This is a genomic window from Pseudomonas sp. GW822-FHT01E03 (assembly GCF_058802985.1).
In genome coordinates this window covers 315,832-332,625 of the sequence record NZ_JBXAOQ010000005.1, presented here as the reverse complement: position 1 = coordinate 332,625, position 16,794 = coordinate 315,832, and the positions used below count along the sequence as shown (strand labels likewise).

Here is a 16,794-nt window from a genome sequence, read left to right as displayed (position 1 = left end):
AATGTAAAGTCCCCATCGCGAGCAAGCTCGCTCCCACAGGGGACCACCACTGCAATTTGTCATTTTTCGGAAACCTTACTGACTTAATCTCCCGACACCTCCTTTGGCTATATATGGTGCCGGCATGATGCTGCGCGTGTTGTTCCTGTTGATGCTGTGCACGGGCTTGCCGCAGGCGGCCTCGGCCGGCGACTTGCCGACACCCGAACACGGCCCGGCGCTGCGGATTCAGGGTTCCAACACCATCGGTGCGGCATTGGGGCCGGCGCTGGTCGAGGGTCTGTTGAGTGAACAGGGCCTGCGCAAGATCCGCCGTGAAACCCCGGACACCGCCAACGAACTGCGCATCGTCGGCGAAACCGTTCAGGGCCGTCGGGTCGTGGTGGAGGTAGCGGCCCATGGCTCCAGCACCGGTTTCACTGCACTCAAAGCAGCCAGCGCCGATCTGGCCGCCTCGTCGCGCCCAATCAAGGACAGCGAACTGGCCAGCCTGCAATCGCTCGGCGACCTGAAAAGCCCGAGCGCCGAACAGGTCATTGCCATCGATGGCCTGGCGATCATCCTTCATCCGGACAATCCGCTGAACCAACTCGACACCGTGCAACTGGCGCGCATTTTCAGTGGCGAGGTGAAGAGCTGGGAAGACATTGGCGGTCGCGGCGGGCCGATTCATCTGTATGCACGGGATAATCAGTCCGGGACCTACGACACCTTCAAGGAACTGGTCCTCAGCGGCCACGGGAAAACCCTCGGCAGTGCGGCGAAGCGCTTCGAGTCCAGCGAACAACTGTCCGATGCGGTCAGCGCTGACCCGCATGGCATCGGTTTCATCGGTTTGCCCTACGTGCGCCAGGCTAAAGCCGTGGCCATTGTCGACGGTCAATCGCAAGCCATGCCGCCGCTCAACAGCCTGATTGCCACGGAAGATTATCCGCTGTCCCGTCGGCTGTTCTTCTATCTGCCACCCAACGGGAAAAATCCCTGGGCCAATGCCCTGGTGGCGTTTGCCCAAAGCACTAAGGGTCAGGCCATTGTGGCCGCCAATGGCTTTATCGCCCAAACCGTCCAGGCCATGGCCGTTACCCCCAATGCGCTGATGCCAGAGGGTTATCAGGCGCTAAGCAGACATGCTCAGCGGTTGTCGGTGAACTTCCGTTTCGAGGAAGGCAGCGCCACCCTGGACAACAAGGCCCGACAAGACCTGTGGCGGGTGCTCGACTATATAAAGCAGCACGACAAAACGGCTGGGCAAGTGACGCTGGTGGGGTTTGGCGATGCCAAGAGCGACCCGGCGCGCGCCGATCTGTTGTCGAAGCTGCGGGCCATGGCGGTACGGCGGGAGTTGGTGAAGAGCGGCGTGGTGTTTCGCGAGATTCGCGGATTCGGTGCCGAAATGCCGGTGGCGGCCAATAGCGCCGATGAGGGAAGGATCAAGAATCGGCGGGTTGAGGTTTGGGTGTATTGAACTGAAATGCGAACAAATGTGGCGAGGGGGCTTGTCGGAACGCCGCACCGCCCCGTTCGGCTGCGAAGCAGTCGCGAATCATCCACCGCGTTGCATCAGAGCCAACACGGTGAATGGATTCAGGCCCGCTTCGCGGTCCAACGGGGGCAAGCCCCCTCGCCACAAATACTCACTGCCCACAAATTTTTTGCGGTCTTATTGCCCGCTACGCATCATCTCCTTCGGCACATATTTGCCGATTTCGAACTTGCCGATTGCCGCACGGTGCACTTCGTCCGGGCCGTCGGCCAGGCGCAGGGTGCGTTGCATTGCATACATGTAGGCCAGCGGGAAATCGTTGGAAACCCCTGCCCCGCCATGGATCTGGATCGCCCGGTCGATCACCCGCAATGCCACGTTTGGCGCGACGACCTTGATCTGCGCGATCTCGCTTTTCGCCACTTTGTTGCCGACGGTGTCCATCATGTACGCCGCTTTCAACGTCAGCAGGCGTGCCATGTCGATTTCCATCCGCGAGTCGGCGATCTTGTCGATGTTGCCGCCCAGGCGTGCCAGAGGCTTGCCGAACGCCGTGCGGTTCACCGAGCGCTTGCACATCAGTTCCAGGGCGCGCTCGGCCATGCCGATCGAACGCATGCAATGGTGAATCCGGCCAGGGCCAAGGCGACCTTGAGCAATTTCGAAGCCGCGTCCTTCGCCCAGCAGGACGTTTTCGTATGGCACCCGTACGTTTTCGAAATGCACTTCGGCGTGCCCATGAGGTGCATCGTCGTAACCGAACACCGGCAGTGGACGCACGATCTTCACACCGGGCGCATCCACCGGCACCAGAATCATCGAGTGCTGGGCGTGACGTGGCGCGTCCGGATTGCTCAGGCCCATGAAAATCAGGATTTTGCAGCGCGGGTCGCAAGCACCCGAGGTCCACCATTTCTTGCCGTTGATCACCCACTCGTCGCCATCGCGCACGGCACGGGCGGCCATGTTGGTGGCGTCGGAGGACGCGACATCCGGTTCGGTCATGGCGAACGCCGAGCGGATCTCGCCCCGCAGCAGCGGTTCGAGCCAACGTTGTTTCTGCTCTTCGTTGGCGTAGCGCACCAGCACTTCCATGTTGCCGGTGTCCGGTGCCGAGCAGTTGAACGGCTCTGGACCCAGCAGCGAGCGGCCCATGATTTCCGCCAGTGGCGCGTATTCGAGGTTGGTCAGGCCGGCACCCAGTTCGGACTCAGGCAGAAACAAATTCCACAGGCCTTCGGCCTTGGCCTTGAGTTTGAGTTCTTCCATGATCGCCGTCGGCTGCCAGCGATCGCCCTCGGCGACCTGGCGCTCGAACACGGCTTCGGCGGGATAGACGTAGGTGTCCATGAACGCTGTTACGCGCTCACGCAGTTCCTGAACCTTGGGCGAATAAGCGAAATCCATGAGCGAGATACCTTCTTGGGGGAGGTTGTTTTAGGTCATGTATCGATGCTAGAACAGCGTTGATAATTTACCTAGCCTATTCTCGGCGTGTATAAACATTCATCACCGATATATGATCGGCTGATCGTCACGGTCAGCCCGCCCACACAATAAGAGAGCCGCGTAATGAATCTGAGCAAGGTCGATCTCAACCTTTTCATCGTCTTCGACGCGATCTACACCGAAGCCAACCTGACCCGCGCCGGGCAGATTGTGGGCATTACCCAGCCAGCGGTGTCGAACGCTCTGGCCCGGTTGCGCGAGACCTTCAACGACCCGTTGTTCGTGCGCACAGCCCAGGGCATGGTGCCCACGCCCATGGCACAGAACATCATCGGCCCGGTGCGCAACGCGCTCTCGCTGCTGCGCGTGTCGGTGCAGGAAAGCCGCATTTTCAACCCGCAGCAAGCGGTCAAGACCTATCGCATCAGCATGACCGACCTGACCGAAGCGGTGATCCTGCCGCCGCTGTTCCAGCGCCTGCGCCGCCTGGCTCCGGCGGTGATCATCGAAAGCTTCCTGTCCAAACGTCGCGAAACCACCAAGGAACTGGCGGCCGGACGCCTCGACTTCGCGGTGGATGCGCCGCTCAACACCGACCCGCAGGTGCGTCACGTCAAGTTGATGGAGGACCGCTACGTGTGCGCCATGCGCAAGGGGCATCCGCTGGCGGGCAAGGAAAAACTCGCACTGGACGATTACCTGAGCCTGACCCACATCCATATTTCCAGTCGCCGCAGCGGCCTCGGCTATGTCGACCTGGCGCTGGGCAAGATGGGCATTCAGCGCAAGATCGCCCTACGCTCCCAGCATTACCTGATGGCCTCACAAGTGTTGCAGCAGACCGACATGGTCATGACCGTACCGGAACGCTTCGCCCGTCGTAACGATTTGCACGCCTTTTACCTGCCGGTCAATGATGTGCCGCCGGTGGAAACCCACCTCTACTGGCACGAAAGCACTGACCAGGACCCGGCGAACCGTTGGATGCGCGAGCAGATGATCGAGTTGTGCCAGCAGGTGACGGCGCAGGAGAAAAAGCTCGAGAAGGTGTAGGGGTTGATACCGAGGTGCCCCCATCGCGAGCAAGCTCGCTCCCACAGTAGGTATCCAGTGAACACAATACTTGTGTCCGACACAGATCCCTGTGGGAGCGAGCTTGCTCGCGATGAGGCCCTTCTCCACACCGCAAAGACCTGCCCCTTGACGTAAACGTCAACCTGCCATTAGCTTAGCGCCATGACCTTTTGCGAGCGCGTCCATGAGCAGCCAGACCTACAGCATTTCCGATCTCGCCCGCGAGCTCGACATCACCACCCGTGCCATTCGCTTTTATGAAGAGCAAGGCCTGCTCAGCCCCGAGCGCCGTGGCCAGGAACGCATTTACTCGCCCCGCGACAAGGTCAGCCTGAAGCTGATCCTGCGGGGCAAGCGCATCGGTTTCTCCCTGGCTGAATGCCGCGAGCTGATCGAGCTCTACGATCCGTCCAGCGGTAACACCAAACAGTTGCACAGCATGCTGGCGAAAATCAGTGAGCGCCGGGAGCAGCTTGAACAGCAAATGCTGGACATCGAACAGATGAAACTGGAACTCGATACCGCCGAAGAGCGCTGCGTGCAGGCGCTGGAGCAGACGCTCAAAAGCCAGGAAGTCATTCAGTAAAACCCGACCCCTTGTAGGAGCGAGCCTGCTCGCGATGGTCGTTAACGATAACGCGTGTTTGCTGGATAAACACGGTGCCTGGGAGCCCATCGCGAGCAGGCTCGCTCCTACAGGGTTCTCCGAACAATCAGCACAGGTCGAACCCCATGCCCCTCCCCACCCACGTACGCATTGTCGAAGTCGGCCCACGCGACGGCCTGCAAAATGAAGCCCAACCCATCAGTGTTACCGATAAGGTGCAACTGGTCGACGCACTGACCGCAGCCGGGCTCGGCTATATCGAAGTCGGCAGTTTCGTTTCGCCCAAGTGGGTGCCGCAGATGGCCGGCTCCGCCGAGGTCTTCGCGCAGATCCAGCGCAAACCGGGCGTGGTCTACGGCGCGCTCGCCCCCAACTTGCGCGGTTTCGAAGATGCCCTCGCTGCCGGGGTCAAGGAAGTGGCCGTGTTCGCGGCGGCGTCCGAAGCGTTTTCCCGGCGCAACATCAATTGCTCGATCAGCGAAAGCCTGGAGCGTTTCGGGCCGATCATGGACGCCGCCAGACAACATGGGGTGACCGTGCGCGGGTATGTGTCCTGCGTGCTGGGCTGTCCCTATGAAGGTCATGTCACCCCGGAGCAGGTCGCCATGGTCGCCCGCGAGCTGTATGCCATGGGCTGCTATGAGGTCTCGCTGGGGGACACCATCGGCACCGGCACCGCTGGCGCAACCCGCAAGATGTTTGAAGTGGTATCGAAGGAGGTGCCCCGGGAGAAACTCGCCGGGCACTTCCACGACACCTACGGTCAGGCTGTGGCCAACATCTACGCCAGCTTGCTGGAAGGCATCTCGGTGTTCGACAGCTCCATCGCAGGTCTCGGCGGCTGCCCCTACGCCAAGGGTGCCAGCGGTAACGTCGCCACCGAAGACGTGGTTTACCTGCTCAACGGCCTGGGCATCGACACCGGAATCGACCTCGACGCCTTGATGCTCGCCGGCCAGCAGATTTGCACGGTGTTGGGTCGCCCTACCGGCTCCCGCGTGGCCAAGGCCCGCAGCGCAAAGTGAGTGCGCTGAGTGTGTCCGGGTGTTACCGCACGGACTCAAACGTGGGCACAAGCGAGTAACACGGAAACAAAATGTAGGGTTTTGCCTGAGGCGCAAAACCCTACAAATTTTCAAACCATTGATTTTAAAGGCTTTTATAAAGTTGGCACGCCTCCTGCTACATCTATCGCATAACAAGAATAAAAAAATTGCGGCAAACCTAATAAAAACAAGACGTAACGACTCTGACATAACAAAAACAACACGGCAGAGACGCAGCTAACAGATTTTTTTGGAGAAGATGTGCTTTTCAGGGTGCTTTTCGGAGTTACCCGCAACCGGGCAGAGAATAATAAAACTACCTTCAGGTAGCTCCCGAACTGGTTGGATCGCTCAGCGAGAAAGTAGATCAGCGCTCAAAAAAATACGTTTGCTCTTGATCCCGAATGGGGATCGCCAAAAACAGCGGTAAAGGGCAACGGTTGCCAAAAACAAAAACAGACCGACCCTCAATAATAAAAAAAGAGCACGCGCAACGAAAATTAAAGGGGAGCTTCGGCTCCCCTTTGTGCTGTCTGCGATTCTGAAAACTCTTCAAGACACTGTGGGAGCGAGCTTGCTCGCGATGGCGGTGGATCAGTCAGCACAAATGTTGAATGTCACACCCTCATCGCGAGCAAGCTCGCTCCCACAGGTTTCCTCTTCATTCCTGCTTTTCGCGCAACTCCTCGATACTGATCTCGCGCATCCGGAATTTCTGGATCTTGCCAGTCACCGTCATCGGAAACTCCTCGACGAACTTGAAGTAGCGCGGCGTCTTGAAGTGCGCGATGCGCTCCTTGCACCAGGTTTGCAGCTCTTGCTCGGTGGCGCTGTGGCCGGGGTGGAACTTGATCCAGGCGACAATCTCTTCGCCGTAGCGCGAGCAAGGAATGCCGATCACCTGCACGTCCGCAACGGCCGGATGAGTGAAGAAAAATTCTTCCAGCTCCCGCGGGTAAATATTCTCACCACCACGGATGATCATGTCCTTGTTGCGCCCGGCAATGCACACGTAACCCTCGTCGTTCATGCTCGCCAGATCACCGGTATGCATCCACCCAGCCTGATCGATGGCGTCCGCCGTGCCTTCAGGGTTGTTCCAATAGCCGAGCATCACGCTGTAACCGCGGGTGCATAGCTCACCGATGGTGCCACGCGGCACCAGGTTGCCCGCTTCGTCGATGATCTTGCTTTCCAGTTGCGGCTGGGTGCGGCCGACGGTGGTCACGCGCAGTTCCAGGTCGTCTGAAGGACCGGTCTGCAACGACACCGGACTGGTTTCCGTCATGCCGTAGGCAATCTGCACTTCGCTCATGTGCATTTCGCTGATGACCCGGCGCATCACCTCGATAGGACAGGTTGCGCCCGCCATGATCCCGGTGCGCAGGCTCGACAGGTCGAACCCGGCACGCTGAGGTTGATCGAGCATGGCGATGAACATGGTCGGTACGCCGTACAGCGCGGTGGCCTTTTCTTCGGCCACAGTGCCCAGGGTCAGCAACGGATCGAACGCGTCGTTCGGGTAAATCATCGTACTGCCATGGGTGATGCAGCCAAGATTGCCCATGACCATGCCGAAGCAGTGATACAGCGGCACCGGGATCACCAGGCGATCGGCCACCGTCAAGCCCAGGCTTTCGCCAACCATGTAACCGTTGTTGAGAATGTTGTAGTGACTGAGGGTCGCGCCCTTGGGAAAACCGGTGGTGCCAGAGGTGTACTGGATGTTCACCGCCTGATCGAAATGCAGGCTTTCCTGACGCTCGCGCAATTGTTCAGGAGACACGCTGCCAGCCAGATCCGTCAGTTGCGACCAGGGCAGGAAACCGCTGGGCGGCTGCACATCCAGGCTGATCACGCCGCGCAACTCCGGCAACCGCTCGCTGAGCAATTTGCCGATGGACTGCTCTGCCAGTTCCGGCACCAGGCCCTGCACCATGGCGTGATAGTTCGAGGTCTTGAAGGCCCCGGCACACACCAGCCATTGGCAGCCGGATTGCTTCAACACGTATTCGAGTTCGGAACTGCGATACGCCGGATTGATGTTGACCAGGATCACGCCGATTTTCGCGGTGGCAATTTGGCTGATGCACCACTGCGCACAGTTCGGCGCCCAGATGCCGAGGCGGTCCCCGGCTTGCAGCCCCAGCGCCAGCAGTGCCCTGGCGTGCAGGTCCGCGGCCTCGGCCAATTGCCGCCAGGTGTAACGCAGCTGTTGATGGCGCACCACCAGCGCCTCCCCGTCCGGGTACTGCGCAACCGTGTTGTCGAACGCCTGGCCGATGGTCATCGCCAGCAAGGCTTTGTCCTGGGAACCACGGGTGTAACTGCGTTGCGGGCTTGCACTGGGTTGATCCATGACGACCCCTATTGTCTTTATTTTGTAGGAGCGAGCTCGCTCGCGAAGAACGTCAAGGCACCGCGTTTATCCAGACAACACGGGTTATCGTTGACGTCCTTCGCGAGCAAGCTCGCTCCTACAGAATCACCCAAGTTGACGTTTACGTAAAGGGTGATTGACAGCCATTCGTCACAGGCTTACGTTAACGTAAAGGTGAGAACCCATTGACAGTCTCACCAACCGACAAAAAAGCCAAAAGGTGACCCATGAACTATCCATCCCTGAACTTTGCCCTCGGTGAAACCATCGACATGCTGCGCGATCAGGTTCAGTCCTTCGTCGCCAAGGAGATCGCCCCGCGCGCCGCTCAGATCGACATCGACAACCTGTTCCCCGCCGACCTGTGGCGCAAATTCGGTGACATGGGCCTGCTGGGCATTACCGTGCCGGAAGAGTACGGCGGTGCCGGCCTGGGTTACCTGGCCCACGTGGTGGCCATGGAAGAAATCAGCCGTGGCTCGGCTTCGGTGGCGTTGTCCTACGGCGCGCACTCCAACCTGTGCGTCAACCAGATCAACCGTAACGGCAACCACGAGCAGAAATCCAAATACCTGCCGAAGCTGATCAGCGGCGAGCACATCGGCGCTTTGGCCATGAGCGAACCGAATGCCGGGTCCGACGTGGTGTCGATGAAACTGCGTGCCGATAAACGCGGCGACAAGTACGTGCTCAACGGCAGCAAGACCTGGATCACCAACGGTCCGGACGCCAACACCTACGTGATCTATGCCAAGACCGACCTGGAAAAAGGCCCTCACGGCATCACCGCCTTCATCGTTGAGCGCGACTGGAAAGGCTTCAGTCGCAGCAACAAGTTCGACAAGCTCGGCATGCGCGGTTCGAACACCTGCGAGCTGTTTTTCGATGACGTCGAGGTGCCGGAAGAAAATATCCTCGGCGTGCTCAATGGCGGCGTGAAAGTGCTGATGAGCGGCCTCGACTACGAGCGTGTCGTGCTCTCCGGCGGCCCAACCGGGATCATGCAGGCGTGCATGGACCTGATCGTGCCGTACATCCACGACCGCAAGCAGTTCGGCCAAAGCATCGGCGAATTCCAGCTGATCCAGGGCAAGGTCGCCGACATGTACACCCAACTCAACGCCAGCCGCGCCTATCTGTATGCCGTGGCCCAGGCTTGCGAACGCGGCGAGACCACGCGCAAGGACGCCGCCGGCGTGATCCTCTACAGCGCCGAACGCGCCACGCAAATGGCCCTCGACGCGATCCAGATTCTCGGTGGCAACGGCTACATCAATGAATTCCCGGCTGGCCGTCTGTTGCGTGACGCCAAGCTGTACGAAATCGGCGCGGGCACCAGTGAGATCCGTCGCATGCTGATCGGTCGCGAACTGTTCAACGAAACCCGCTAAACGGAGCTGCACATGGCTACCCTGCATACCCAGCTCAACCCCCGTTCAGCGGAGTTCGCCGCCAACAGCGCAGCGATGCTCAAGCAGGTCGACGCGTTGCACACCCTGCTCGCCCAAGTGGCGCAAGGTGGCGGCCCGAAGGCTCAGGAACGCCATACCTCGCGGGGCAAATTGCTGCCTCGCGAGCGCATCAACCGCTTGCTGGATCCGGGTTCGCCGTTTCTGGAAATCAGCCAACTGGCGGCGTACGAGGTGTATGGCGAAGACGTCCCCGCTGCTGGCGTAATTGCCGGGATCGGCCGTGTGGAAGGCGTCGAGTGCATGATCGTCGCCAACGACGCCACGGTCAAAGGTGGTTCGTATTACCCGCTGACGGTGAAAAAGCACCTGCGCGCCCAGACCATCGCCCAGCAGAACCGTCTGCCGTGCATCTATCTGGTGGACTCCGGCGGCGCCAACCTGCCGCGTCAGGATGAAGTGTTCCCGGACCGCGAGCACTTCGGACGAATTTTCTTCAACCAGGCCAACATGAGCGCCCTGGGCATCCCGCAGATTGCCGTGGTCATGGGCTCCTGCACCGCTGGCGGCGCCTATGTACCGGCGATGGCCGACGAAGCGATCATGGTCCGCGAACAAGCGACCATCTTCCTCGCCGGCCCGCCGCTGGTGAAAGCCGCGACGGGTGAAGTGGTCAGTGCCGAGGACCTCGGCGGGGCCGATGTGCACTGCAAGATTTCCGGTGTGGCCGACCATTATGCCGAGAGCGATGAACACGCCCTGGCACTGGCACGCCGCAGCATCGCCAACCTCAACTGGCGCAAGCAAGGCGAGGTTCAGCAACGCACGCCGATCGCCCCGCTCTACAGCAGTGACGAGTTGTACGGCGTGGTCCCGGCCGACGCCAAGCAACCGTTTGACGTGCGCGAAGTGATTGCGCGGCTGGTGGACGGATCGGTGTTCGACGAGTTCAAGGCGCTGTTCGGGACGACGCTGGTCTGCGGTTTTGCTTACCTGCACGGTTACCCGATCGCGATCCTCGCCAACAACGGCATCCTCTTCGCTGAAGCGGCGCAGAAAGGCGCGCACTTCATCGAACTGGCGTGCCAGCGCGGCATCCCGCTGCTGTTCCTGCAGAACATCACCGGTTTCATGGTCGGGCAGAAGTACGAAGCTGGCGGCATCGCCAAGCACGGCGCGAAACTGGTGACCGCCGTGGCCTGCGCCAAGGTGCCGAAGTTCACCGTGATCATCGGCGGCAGTTTCGGTGCTGGTAACTACGGCATGTGCGGTCGCGCCTACGATCCGCGCTTCTTGTGGATGTGGCCGAATGCGCGAATCGGCGTGATGGGCGCCGAACAGGCGGCCGGCGTGCTGGTGCAGGTCAAGCGCGAACAGGCCGAACGCAGCGGCCATGGTTTCAGCGCCGAACAGGAAGCCGAGATCAAGCAACCGATCCTCGACCAGTACGAAGAACAGGGTCACCCCTACTATTCCAGCGCGCGTCTGTGGGACGACGGTGTCATCGACCCGGCCCAGACCCGCGACGTACTGGCCCTGGCCTTGTCCGCGTCGTTGAACGCGCCAATCGAACCGAGCCGCTTCGGCGTGTTCCGGATGTGATTTTTTGTAGGAGCGAGCTTGCTCGCGATGATCGTCAACGATAACGCTGAAAGCCTGACACCCAGCGGCGTCCTCAAGACCATCGCGAGCATGCTCGCTCCTACAGAACAGAGTTGTGGAGACGGACAATATGAGCGACTTCAACACCCTCGAACTGCTGACCGACCCCCGTGGTTTTGCCACGCTGTGGCTCAGCCGTGAAGAAAAGAACAACGCCTTCAATGCCGAAATGATCCGCGAACTGATACTCGCCCTCGACAAAGTCGCCAGCGATGCCAGCCTGCGGTTTCTGATCGTGCGCGGTCGCGGCAAGCATTTCAGCGCCGGCGCCGACCTGGCCTGGATGCAGCAATCGGCCGAGCTCGATTACGCTACCAACCTCGATGACGCCCGGGAACTGGCGGAATTGATGTACAACCTGGCCAAACTGAAGATTCCGAGCCTGGCCGTCGTGCAAGGCGCAGCCTTTGGCGGCGCATTGGGCTTGATCAGTTGCTGCGACATGGCCATCGGTGCCGATGATGCGCAATTCTGCCTGTCGGAAGTGCGCATCGGCCTGGCACCCGCGGTAATCAGCCCGTTCGTGGTGCAAGCCATTGGCGAGCGCGCTACACGTCGCTACGCCTTGACCGCTGAGCGCTTCGGCGGGCAACGGGCACGGGAAATCGGATTGTTGTCGGAGAGCTATGCAAGTGCCGAGCTGGAACAGAAAGTCGAGCAATGGATCGACAATCTGCTGCTCAACAGTCCGGCCGCGATGCGCGCCAGCAAGGACCTGTTGCGCGAAGTCGGCGACGGCTCACTGACCCCGGCATTGCGCCGCTACACCGAAAACGCCATCGCCCGCATCCGCGTCAGCCCCGAAGGCCAGGAAGGCCTGCGCGCCTTCCTGCAAAAACGTCCGCCGAGCTGGCAAGCCGAAACCACCAAGGAGCCCCGTTGATGAGCGCACCTGTCCTCACCACCCTGCTGGTGGCCAACCGTGGCGAAATCGCTTGCCGGGTAATGCGTACCGCCAAGGCCCTGGGCCTGACCACCGTGGCCGTGCACAGCGCCACCGACCGTGACGCCCGGCACAGCCGCGAAGCTGACATTCGGGTTGACCTCGGCGGCAGCAAAGCCGTTGACAGCTATCTGCAGATCGACAAACTGATCGCTGCCGCCAAGGCCAGCGGCGCCCAGGCGATTCACCCCGGCTATGGCTTTCTGTCGGAGAACGCCGGGTTCGCCCGCGCCATCGAAGCGGCCGGCCTGATTTTCCTTGGCCCGCCCGCCTCGGCCATCGATGCCATGGGCAGCAAGTCCGCCGCCAAAGCCCTGATGGAAACCGCTGGCGTGCCACTGGTGCCCGGTTATCACGGCGAAGCCCAGGACCTGGAAACCTTCCGCGCCGCCTGCGAACGCATCGGCTATCCGGTGTTGCTCAAGGCCACGGCCGGGGGTGGCGGCAAAGGCATGAAAGTGGTCGAGGACGTCAGCCAATTGGCCGAAGCCCTGGCCTCGGCCCAGCGTGAGGCGCAATCGTCGTTCGGCGACTCGCGGATGCTGGTGGAGAAATACCTGCTCAAGCCACGTCACGTGGAAATCCAGGTGTTCGCCGACCAGCACGGCAACTGCCTGTACCTCAACGAACGCGACTGCTCGATCCAACGTCGTCATCAGAAAGTCGTCGAAGAAGCACCGGCACCGGGCCTGAGTCCGGAGCTGCGGCGCGCCATGGGTGAAGCCGCCGTACGCTCGGCGCAGGCCATCGGTTATGTCGGTGCCGGCACCGTGGAGTTTTTGCTGGATGCGCGCGGCGAGTTCTTCTTCATGGAAATGAACACCCGCCTGCAGGTCGAACACCCGGTCACCGAAGCCATCACGGGCCTCGACTTGGTGGCTTGGCAGATTCGCGTGGCACGCGGCGAAGCGTTGCCGATGACTCAGGACCAGGTGCCACTGGTGGGGCACGCGATCGAAGTGCGGCTGTATGCCGAAGACCCGGGCAATGATTTCCTGCCGGCGACCGGTCGCCTGGAGCTGTATCGCGAATCCGCCCAAGGGCCGGGGCGTCGAGTGGACAGCGGCGTTGAAGAAGGCGATGAAATATCGCCTTTCTACGACCCGATGCTCGGCAAGTTGATTGCCTGGGGTGAAGACCGTGAACAGGCGCGCTTGCGCCTGCTGAGCATGCTCGACGAATTCGCCATCGGCGGGCTGAAGACCAACATCAATTTCCTGCGGCGCATCATAGGCCACCCGGCATTTGCCGCTGCCGAACTGGATACCGGCTTCATTCCGCGTTATCAGGAACAGTTGCTGCCGACCCCAGCGGAACTCAGCGATGACTTCTGGCAAGCCGCCGCCCAGGCGTTCGCCCAGAGCCAGCCCCATGCAACCCGCGCCGATGACCCGAGTTCGCCGTGGGCTGCACCTAACGGGCTGCGTGCCGGCTTGCCGAGAGAAATCACCCTTCACTTGAGTTGTGAAGGTCAGGACCGTGCGCTGACGCTGGGCGACATCAATGCCCACAGCGCTCGGCTCAAGGGCGAGCAACTGCTGACCGAGCACGAAGGCGTGCGCCGTCAGCACCGCGCAATACGCCGTGGCGACTATGTGTATTTGCAGTGGGATGGCGAGTTGCGCCGCATCGAGTCTTACGACCCGATCAGCGCCGTCGAGGCCAGCCACAGCCATCAGGGCGGGCTGACCGCTCCCATGAACGGCAGCATCGTCCGGGTACTGGTAGAGGCCGGGCAATCGGTCGAGGCCGGGGCGCAATTGGTGGTACTGGAAGCGATGAAGATGGAGCACAGCATCCGCGCGCCCCACGCCGGGGTGATCAAGGCGCTGTATTGCCAGGAAGGCGAAATGGTCAGCGAAGGCAGTGCGCTGGTCGAACTGGAAGAAGCGTGAAATGAGATCGGTCCTACGCATCGCGAGGACCGATCTGATCAGAACCTGGCTGTTGCCTGAACCACTACACCGATGATTCGACACTCTTCGGTGTACAAGGCTTTCGGATACGTCGGATTGAGCGGGACCAGATAACGCTGCCCGCCCTCTTCGATGAGCTTGCGGAACGTGGCTTCGTTGCTGCCCGGCCACTGGGCAATGACCAGTTTGCCAGGTTCGACGTCCACCGCAGGGTCCACCAGGATCAGCATGCCTTCCGGGATACTGATGCCATTGGGTGCGGTCATCGCATCGCCTGCCACTCTCAACCAGAATGCCGGCCCCCGGGCGTGGTAATCGGACAGTTCAAAGTGTCCTTTTCCGTATACCGGAACCTCGCCGTCACGCACTACGGCAGGTTCGCGCCAGTCACTGACCGGGTAGCGAAAGTACGGGTTGTACTTCTGTGTCAGGGGGATTTCGTCGTCCGTTGACGCCTGCGGCTCCCGGATCACCAGCGCCACTTCGAGAAACTCAAGGCCCAGCGCCCGCAGCACACGGTTCATGTCTTCGATGCCGGGTTCACGACGTTTGTTGAGCCAGTGGCCAATGCCGCCCTGGGACATCCCGAGGCGCTCGGCGAGTATCTCTTGAGTGATTTTGAGTTCACTCATCTTGGCCTTGACCAATTCAATCCATTTATCCATGTGCGGCACGATACGTGGGCGACTCCAGCCATCAAAACACAAAATGTAGTATTTAAATTGTCGTCACAAATACAGTTCGTATTAGGATCGGTTCACGGATCTGAATCTAACACGGAGCTTGCCATCGCCATGAACCAACCCACCAATGACCTGCCGGACATGCACATCGACACCACCTTTACCTCGCCCCTGGACTCAGCGGCGGCACAACGCGCGCTGGACTATTACTTGAAACCAGCTGTTTCGGAGGGAGTGGCCGAGCCGCGTTTTTTTGATGTAAACCGCAATATCAGCGGCGAAGAGGCGCTGGTCCATGCCCTGGACCTGTTGCGCTGTGCTGCCGCCACCGCGTACGAGTCCGCCAATCATCTGCAAGGCGCAAGCCGCGACCTGGCATTTTCGACGGTGCACATGATCGACATGGCCAAGGCGATGGTCGATCGATCGCTGGAGAAGTATGAAAACGGTTGAGGTGAGAAGACAAATCGAGAGGGCAGGAAAGAATTTTCCTGTCGCGCAGGTAAAAACGTTTGACTTGCAAACGAGAATGATTATTATTGCATCAACTGATCGCGAGATCAGTCGATGGACCAGGTGACCTTAGGTCGGTCTCCTGGACTATCTCCTCATCAGGCTAATCACGGTTTTTGACCCGGCTTTTTGCCGGGTCTTTTTTTTGCCAGTTTTTCTGGCTTTGGCTTCAGGCTAATGAAGTCTTTGGGTGCCGCAAATTCGATGGCGCGGATGATATCAAAAGAATTCCAGTTGGCAAGAGAAGCCCGGCATCATTGGCTAAAACCAGCGACAGATAGCACTTGAGAATCAATCGCATAGTCTCTAAGCTGCGGCGGCGTCAAGGAGGACGCCCCCACCCTCGCACCCCGCAATTCCCCTCGGTTTCACCCCACTCTTGCGTGTAAAGTAGCCACCATAAAAATCATATTCAAGGACCCGATTATGGCCGTGGCTAAATCTTCTTTCGACATCAGTGCCAACTTCGACAGCGGCAATATCCAGGTAATCGATGTCAGCGACCCGCTCAAGCCCCTGCTGGCGATCCGCCCCGATACCAAAAGCAACCATTTCCAATGGTTCCACTTCAAGGCCAGCGGCCTGCATGTCGGCCAGGAGCACTGGTTTCGCCTGAACAATGCCAGCCAATCCTCCTACAACAAGGCCTGGGCCGGCTATCAGGCGGTGGCGTCCTACGACCACGTCAACTGGTTCCGCGTACCGACCATTTTCGAAGGCGACTGCCTGCGCTTCAGCCTCGAAGCCGAGCAGACCCATGCCTGGTTCGCCTACTTCGAACCCTACAGCCGAGGTCGCCACGACTGGCTGATCGAGCAGGCGCTGACCAAGGCCGGCACCGAACTGCTGGCCACCGGCAAGAGTGTCGAAGGTCGCGACATCCAGCTATTGCGCAAAGGCACCGGGGCTGAAGGCCGGCGCAAGGTGTGGATGATTGCCCAGCAACATCCGGGCGAGCACATGGCCGAGTGGTTCATGGAAGGCGTGATCGAGCGCCTGGAAAAGAACGACGACCCGGTGCTGAACAAACTGCTGGCCGGCGCCGACCTGTACCTGGTGCCGAACATGAACCCGGATGGCGCCTTCCACGGACACCTGCGCACCAACGCCATGGGCCAGGACCTGAACCGCGCCTGGCAGAACGCCAGCCAGGAAATCAGCCCGGAAGTCCTGTTCGTTCAGCAGCAGATGGAAAAATACGGCGTCGATATGTTCCTCGACGTCCATGGTGACGAGGAAATCCCTCATGTGTTCACCGCTGCTTGCGAAGGCAATCCGGGTTACACACCGCGGATCGAAAAACTCGAAGAACACTTCCGCAACCACCTGAAACACACCACAAAGGATTTCCAGACCAAACACGGCTACACCCGCGACGAGCCTGGTCAAGCCAACATGACGCTGGCCTGCAACAGCGTGGGGCAGAAGTACGACTGCCTGTCGCTGACCCTGGAAATGCCGTTCAAGGATCATGACGATCATCCGAACCCGTTGACGGGCTGGTCAGGCAAGCGGTCGAAGCAGTTGGGGAAGGATGTTTTGACGACGGTGGCGGAGATGGTCGATACGTTGCGCTGAACAAACGAACACTATGCCCTGTGAAAAGGGCATAGTGCTTGCGCTGACTCA

13 protein-coding genes are annotated in these 16,794 nt (G+C 60.0%); 10 read left to right on the top strand and 3 right to left on the bottom strand.

The window, feature by feature from the left end; all coding sequences use genetic code 11:
* The first annotated feature begins 124 nt into the window (after positions 1-124).
* Positions 125-1,465 (top strand): phosphate ABC transporter substrate-binding/OmpA family protein, encoded by a 1,341-nt coding sequence (locus tag AC1RP7_RS12755; RefSeq protein WP_493180754.1) that lies wholly within the window; start codon positions 125-127, stop codon positions 1,463-1,465.
* A 195-nt stretch (positions 1,466-1,660) separates the two neighbouring features.
* Here AC1RP7_RS12755 and AC1RP7_RS12750 read toward each other — a convergent pair whose 3' ends face one another.
* Positions 1,661-2,890 carry an acyl-CoA dehydrogenase gene (locus tag AC1RP7_RS12750; protein ID WP_057714131.1) on the bottom strand — a complete coding sequence of 410 codons (1,230 nt, stop codon included), beginning with the start codon at positions 2,888-2,890 and terminating at the stop codon, positions 1,661-1,663.
* A gap of 165 nt (positions 2,891-3,055) precedes the next feature.
* On the opposite strand from AC1RP7_RS12750, the gene AC1RP7_RS12745 reads away from it, so the two are divergent.
* The 3 genes from AC1RP7_RS12745 to AC1RP7_RS12735 all read left to right on the top strand — a co-directional run bounded on the left by AC1RP7_RS12745 (position 3,056) and on the right by AC1RP7_RS12735 (position 5,638).
* Entirely contained in the window at positions 3,056-3,985 is a 930-nt protein-coding gene (locus tag AC1RP7_RS12745) for a LysR family transcriptional regulator (protein ID WP_057714130.1), read from the top strand.
* Between the two features lie 205 nt (positions 3,986-4,190).
* Positions 4,191-4,592, top strand: a complete 402-nt coding sequence (locus tag AC1RP7_RS12740) for a MerR family transcriptional regulator (protein WP_057714129.1) — start codon at positions 4,191-4,193, stop codon at positions 4,590-4,592.
* Between the two features lie 146 nt (positions 4,593-4,738).
* Entirely contained in the window at positions 4,739-5,638 is a 900-nt protein-coding gene (locus AC1RP7_RS12735; protein ID WP_493180753.1) for a hydroxymethylglutaryl-CoA lyase, read from the top strand.
* 682 nt (positions 5,639-6,320) lie between these two features.
* Here the strand turns inward: AC1RP7_RS12735 and AC1RP7_RS12730 are convergent.
* The gene (locus AC1RP7_RS12730; protein ID WP_218496180.1) at positions 6,321-8,018 is read right to left on the bottom strand and encodes an AMP-binding protein; all 1,698 of its coding nucleotides are present in this window, start codon (positions 8,016-8,018) and stop codon (positions 6,321-6,323) included.
* A gap of 248 nt (positions 8,019-8,266) precedes the next feature.
* Between AC1RP7_RS12730 and AC1RP7_RS12725 the strand changes: the two genes are divergently transcribed.
* The 4 genes from AC1RP7_RS12725 to AC1RP7_RS12710 all read left to right on the top strand — a co-directional run bounded on the left by AC1RP7_RS12725 (position 8,267) and on the right by AC1RP7_RS12710 (position 13,948).
* On the top strand, positions 8,267-9,430 hold the full coding sequence (locus AC1RP7_RS12725; RefSeq protein ID WP_340314095.1) for an isovaleryl-CoA dehydrogenase: 1,164 nt from the start codon (positions 8,267-8,269) through the stop codon (positions 9,428-9,430).
* A 12-nt stretch (positions 9,431-9,442) separates the two neighbouring features.
* Positions 9,443-11,050 (top strand): carboxyl transferase domain-containing protein, encoded by a 1,608-nt coding sequence (locus AC1RP7_RS12720; RefSeq protein WP_150812594.1) that lies wholly within the window; start codon positions 9,443-9,445, stop codon positions 11,048-11,050.
* 130 nt (positions 11,051-11,180) lie between these two features.
* A complete protein-coding gene (locus tag AC1RP7_RS12715) occupies positions 11,181-11,993 on the top strand; it encodes a gamma-carboxygeranoyl-CoA hydratase (RefSeq protein WP_489338882.1) in 813 nt (270 codons plus the stop codon).
* A complete protein-coding gene (locus tag AC1RP7_RS12710; RefSeq protein WP_493180752.1) occupies positions 11,993-13,948 on the top strand; it encodes an acetyl/propionyl/methylcrotonyl-CoA carboxylase subunit alpha in 1,956 nt (651 codons plus the stop codon). Before AC1RP7_RS12715 ends, AC1RP7_RS12710 begins: the two co-directional genes overlap by 1 nt.
* A 38-nt stretch (positions 13,949-13,986) precedes the next feature.
* Here AC1RP7_RS12710 and AC1RP7_RS12705 read toward each other — a convergent pair whose 3' ends face one another.
* Positions 13,987-14,634, bottom strand: coding sequence for a LexA family protein (locus AC1RP7_RS12705; protein WP_340314102.1), 648 nt, complete (start codon positions 14,632-14,634; stop codon positions 13,987-13,989).
* A gap of 129 nt (positions 14,635-14,763) precedes the next feature.
* On the opposite strand from AC1RP7_RS12705, the gene AC1RP7_RS12700 reads away from it, so the two are divergent.
* Positions 14,764-15,105, top strand: a complete 342-nt coding sequence (locus AC1RP7_RS12700; RefSeq protein WP_223504161.1) for a DUF6124 family protein — start codon at positions 14,764-14,766, stop codon at positions 15,103-15,105.
* A 486-nt stretch (positions 15,106-15,591) separates the two neighbouring features.
* On the top strand, positions 15,592-16,743 hold the full coding sequence (locus AC1RP7_RS12695; RefSeq protein ID WP_493180751.1) for a M14 family metallopeptidase: 1,152 nt from the start codon (positions 15,592-15,594) through the stop codon (positions 16,741-16,743).
* The last annotated feature ends 51 nt before the right edge of the window (positions 16,744-16,794 follow it).

Excerpts from the sequence above, each read along its gene's own strand:
- AC1RP7_RS12755 (WP_493180754.1), top strand. The coding sequence starts at position 125 with ATGATGCTGCGCGTGTTGTTCCTGTTGATGCTGTGCACGGGCTTGCCG.
- AC1RP7_RS12750 (WP_057714131.1), bottom strand. The coding sequence starts at position 2,890 with ATGGATTTCGCTTATTCGCCCAAGGTTCAGGAACTGCGTGAGCGCGTA.
- AC1RP7_RS12745 (WP_057714130.1), top strand. The coding sequence starts at position 3,056 with ATGAATCTGAGCAAGGTCGATCTCAACCTTTTCATCGTCTTCGACGCG.
- AC1RP7_RS12740 (WP_057714129.1), top strand. The coding sequence starts at position 4,191 with ATGAGCAGCCAGACCTACAGCATTTCCGATCTCGCCCGCGAGCTCGAC.
- AC1RP7_RS12735 (WP_493180753.1), top strand. The coding sequence starts at position 4,739 with ATGCCCCTCCCCACCCACGTACGCATTGTCGAAGTCGGCCCACGCGAC.
- AC1RP7_RS12730 (WP_218496180.1), bottom strand. The coding sequence starts at position 8,018 with ATGGATCAACCCAGTGCAAGCCCGCAACGCAGTTACACCCGTGGTTCC.
- AC1RP7_RS12725 (WP_340314095.1), top strand. The coding sequence starts at position 8,267 with ATGAACTATCCATCCCTGAACTTTGCCCTCGGTGAAACCATCGACATG.
- AC1RP7_RS12720 (WP_150812594.1), top strand. The coding sequence starts at position 9,443 with ATGGCTACCCTGCATACCCAGCTCAACCCCCGTTCAGCGGAGTTCGCC.
- AC1RP7_RS12715 (WP_489338882.1), top strand. The coding sequence starts at position 11,181 with ATGAGCGACTTCAACACCCTCGAACTGCTGACCGACCCCCGTGGTTTT.
- AC1RP7_RS12710 (WP_493180752.1), top strand. The coding sequence starts at position 11,993 with ATGAGCGCACCTGTCCTCACCACCCTGCTGGTGGCCAACCGTGGCGAA.
- AC1RP7_RS12705 (WP_340314102.1), bottom strand. The coding sequence starts at position 14,634 with ATGGATAAATGGATTGAATTGGTCAAGGCCAAGATGAGTGAACTCAAA.
- AC1RP7_RS12700 (WP_223504161.1), top strand. The coding sequence starts at position 14,764 with ATGAACCAACCCACCAATGACCTGCCGGACATGCACATCGACACCACC.
- AC1RP7_RS12695 (WP_493180751.1), top strand. The coding sequence starts at position 15,592 with ATGGCCGTGGCTAAATCTTCTTTCGACATCAGTGCCAACTTCGACAGC.